Here is a 271-nt window from a genome sequence, read left to right on the forward strand (position 1 = left end):
TTACAAAATTAATGGGTTGGCATTTCGATGGTGCGGTCGACTCTTCTGATCCCGCATGCCCTCTGGTCACAGGTCGTTTAGAACAACCTATGCTCGATGATGAGTTGGCAGCTCATTTGGAGGAGAAGCTAAAACGGCAGCTGGTTTGCCGTGTCACTGGGGGGCATAAAATTGAAAAAGTCGCCTGGTGTACCGGCGGTGGGCAAGGATTTATTGATAGAGCTGCCCAACTGGGTGTTGATGCCTTTATTACAGGTGAGGTTTCAGAACC

General features: G+C 49.4%; 1 protein-coding gene. It reads left to right on the forward strand.

Going from position 1 to position 271, the window contains the following annotated elements:
* Positions 1 to 271, forward strand: a 271-nt coding sequence (locus B3180_RS02810) for a Nif3-like dinuclear metal center hexameric protein (protein ID WP_286843026.1), incomplete at both ends; no start/stop codon positions are given.

Source organism: Idiomarina sp. UBA4206, from assembly GCF_002383015.1.
Classification (GTDB): domain Bacteria; phylum Pseudomonadota; class Gammaproteobacteria; order Enterobacterales; family Alteromonadaceae; genus Idiomarina; species Idiomarina abyssalis.